This window comes from Bacteroides sp. AM16-24 (genome assembly GCF_003471885.1).
In the GTDB taxonomy this organism is placed as follows: domain Bacteria; phylum Bacteroidota; class Bacteroidia; order Bacteroidales; family Bacteroidaceae; genus Bacteroides.
The window spans coordinates 4485-8234 of record NZ_QRKI01000036.1; the positions used below are offsets into that span (position 1 = coordinate 4485).

Consider the following 3750-nt stretch of genomic DNA (forward strand, 5'->3'; position numbering starts at 1 on the left):
AGCAAACCCGCATTTTCAGCCTGCAAAGTAAAAAACAAATTTCCTAAATAAATCAGACTCATATTCCCTTGATTATCTTCATGTTACACAATATCAAAAACACTCCAATATAGAAAAAAGATTTCCCCAAGAGTGCACAAAAAATGGACAAATACACTGGTATACAGTTCCTTACAAGCTCATTGATAAAAAGCAAATTTCGTCACCTAAATATATTGACACTGCTTTTTAGCACCTCACCTATAAGAAAGCTTGGTTGTAAGTTGCTTATTTTCAACAAACTATAGATTGTAAATAAAGAAGCAACTTATTACAAGAGATAAGCGTGACACCATTTTCAGACACCAACATTAAAAAGTAGACCTGCATTGAATAATGCTAAAAGTTCCCTTGTCGTCCGCTATATATCTGTTTACTATTGGTTCGTATCACGAAGATGAGTGATTCATATTCTTGAGGCTATCCATCATCCTTACGCACTGACCATATTCTCCACTTCTAAGGCATCTTCTCACTTATCACATGTGCCCTTTGGCAGAATTAGCCGCTGGTTTCACTTCTGTCAGAAACGTATCAAATAGGGATCAAGCCCGTACCAACTCCGTATTATCTCCGCATAGGAGTACCTCCAACCGAATTTGCTACGGAGCAAATACGGCTCAGATACACTCCAGGTATGGCCAAAGTCCGGTTCGGTTCCTTTCGGAAGTGAGGAAGAAAACATTTATTCCACCAATAGATTGCACATTGTCTTTAAAGGCATATACCGAATATTAGGAAACAAAAGAAAAAAGGAGTGGTATAAAAAATGCACCAGAAATCCAAATGAATGATTTGGGGGCTTTGCTCCATTCATTAATCATATTTCTGCATTTTGCAGGCATTTAATATATTGTATAATATTTTGACCTAAAATAATCTTGAAGCCTCTAATCTATTGACCAGCCCCCTAATCTTATTTCATACCCTGTATTTCAAAGTCAAATTAACATACAAAAGCCAAGCAATACAGATTTAATTACTTTTGGGACTTTAGTCATAAAAACATTCATTACTGCAAAATGATTAAGATGAAAAACATACAAACTTTGCCCTATCACGCGAAGTCAGGTATCACATCCCCATTTCTGATAAGGAGTTACCGAAATAAGTGTTTTGCCGGCAGAAGTTTTCCTTAAAAGACCCAGATAGAATCCGGTCGCACAATGCATGACATTTTTGGAAGCTGCTCTTTACTAGCTCATCATCTGGGTAGCTGGTTCAAATACCTGAAAGGAATGACCGGGTTTTTGATGTGGTCGCTCCGAATTTTTATTTTCCAGTATGGATTTCAAAAGAGAATGTTTACCTTTGCAGCTTTAAAAGATCAATTTAATATTTATCGTAATGAGAATTAAAGAAAATTACAGAGTTAGAGAAATTGCAGGTGAAAACTTGATCGTCGAACAAGGAAAGTCGCAAGCCGATATGACTAAGGTTATTTCACTTAACAGTACAGCATTGCTTCTTTGGAAAGAACTGCAAGGAAGAGATTTTTCTTTGGAAGATGCCGCACAAATATTAATGAATCATTATGATATTCCTCAAGACCAGGCGTTGGCTGATGCCCGGAAATGGATGGATGCTTTAAATGGCTGCGGAATTATAGGATAGTTTTTCTTATTACATTTCGGGGAATATTGATAATCTGCTATTACTCATGACGGACAATGAGGCGCTATTACAATCAAGGAAATAAATTATTTTGTTTTGATTGAGTCCTTTTGATGTTTGAAATGGCAGGGAAGGATTTTGTGTATATACCTGAATCGTGTTTATCAGATAATTTATGTTATACCTATTATATATATAAGATTTTATCTGGCAAACGGACAAGAAAGAGGCTATCGTTTCCAAACCAATAAGTATATTATTATAGGTGTCGGCAGAGACCCCTCCCGGTCAAACCTGCATGGGTTCCATATCGAGTAAGATATTTTTGTGAAATGAATACAGGTTTGATTTTGGGCAAGGCATGCATACGCCTTTGAAGGGGAGTTGTTTGAAAAGAGAGAAGAGGGGAGGATTGAAATAACACTAACTGTTATTTATTTAATTATTTTTCGGATTCTATGCCAAGATTGCTTTTTCTTTTCTCAGCAAGCGGACAAAATCAGACATCAGTTCTTTGCTCGATGCCCTCATGTAGCGCTGAAATGCTTGAAAAGAACGATGGCCGGAAAGCGACATCACGTAGCTTACCGGGTATCCGCGTTTATAGAGATTGGTCACGCAGCTCCTGCGTGCTGTATGAAAGCTAATCAATTCGTATTTGGGAATTGTTACGATGGTAGTTTCTCCCCCACGGAACTCTTTACGGCTGACAGACTCGTTAATGCCACACCGCGCGGCAAGAGCCTTGATGGTTCTGTTCGCCTTCACCTTGTCTATAACGGGAAATCCCACTTGTTGATAATAGGTAATGAGTGGCGCTATTTCCTTCAAAATAGGAATTTCCACCAGTTCTTTTGTCTTTTTCTGGTAAAGCGATATCACTCCCTTCCGTACGGTTGCCTTGTTCAGTTGCTGAATATCGCTGATCCTTAATGCTGTATAGCACGCAATGATAAAGGCGTCTCTCACCGCATGCTCTTCGTCATTCTCAGTCTTCACCAAGGAGAGCTTTTGAATCTCCTTTTCCTGCAAATAAATTTGCTCGCTTGAATCGGAAGGCAATGTGGTTTGAACCTTCAAGAAATAGTTGTTCGTTGTCATCTCATTGTCGTATGCACGGTGCAGCAAGTTCTTGATTACTTTTAAAGTGTTGATAATCGTGTTCTGTGTATAGTGTTTCTTGCTTTTTCCATAACTGTATCCATACAAGTAATTGGTGAAATCCACAAAAAACTTTTTGTTAAAATCATCAAATGAGCAGATCGGCACTTTCCTTTGTCTGTCATAGTCCTCCAAACGCCCCAGAGCAGTGAGATAAGTAGCCTTAGTGCTTTCGATGCCGCGTCTTCCTTTGCGGTTCACGCTTTTTTCATACTCTCCCACAAGCCTTTTCAGGCAAGCAATCGGATTTTGTAAAAGATGCTCTTTCTGCTGGTGTTCATCAACAACCTGCCGGACTGTAGAATCAGACAGATACTCACCTTTCATGGCAAGCCTTTCATCCATTTCATACAAAGAGATGACAAGATTGTCAATCTGTTCGTTGATGTGTTTCAGTCGTAGCCTCTCACGAATATTCAATCCTTCATTTTGGAAACACCGATAAGTTTCGCGGTTCCAATACTTGGGTTCTACACGGAGTTTGGTATAGACTCTGATTCTTCTCTTATTAACGGTCGTTATAAGCATGATTTGCGTCAGTTTATTCTTTTCTCTGACTTGTTTCAAATTGAATCTTATCTTCAAACCTTTTTCTTCTTTTGATTTTAGCTGTAATTGTTTCATAATTATCATTTTTATGGTGATGTATAAACAAGAATCCCCCTCTCTTTTTCAATAAAAAAGTCTAAGGAAGCTATAAATTACTTTGCATTTATACATTTTCACTGAAAAGCATAAAAAAAATCCTTTATTTTGTTTGCGGATGTCAATAAAATCTCTACCTTTGGCTCGCAAAAGCATGTAAGATGAAAAGAGATTTCATGATAAAGAAGAATTCGGCTCATTTTTACCGAAAAAATAAAAAAATAACGATTTCTTTTGAATTTAGGAAATTTGTTTTTTACTTTGCAGGCTGAAAATGCGGGTTTGCTATAC

2 protein-coding genes are annotated in these 3750 nt (G+C 37.7%); one reads left to right on the forward strand and one right to left on the reverse strand.

All coding sequences use genetic code 11. The annotated features are described in order from the left end of the window. Window positions 1-1386 precede the first annotated feature (1386 nt). Window positions 1387-1653, forward strand: a complete 267-nt coding sequence (locus DW182_RS21760; protein ID WP_118296826.1) for a PqqD family protein — start codon at window positions 1387-1389, stop codon at window positions 1651-1653. 456 nt (window positions 1654-2109) lie between these two features. On the opposite strand, the gene DW182_RS21765 is transcribed toward DW182_RS21760, so the two are convergent. Further along, a complete protein-coding gene (locus tag DW182_RS21765; protein WP_118296828.1) occupies window positions 2110-3438 on the reverse strand; it encodes a site-specific integrase in 1329 nt (442 codons plus the stop codon). Window positions 3439-3750: the final 312 nt, after the last annotated feature.

What these genes read in the sequence shown, in the direction of transcription:
- DW182_RS21760 (WP_118296826.1), top strand. Translation starts at nt 1,387, where the DNA reads ATGAGAATTAAAGAAAATTACAGAGTTAGAGAAATTGCAGGTGAAAAC.
- DW182_RS21765 (WP_118296828.1), bottom strand. Translation starts at nt 3,438, where the DNA reads ATGAAACAATTACAGCTAAAATCAAAAGAAGAAAAAGGTTTGAAGATA.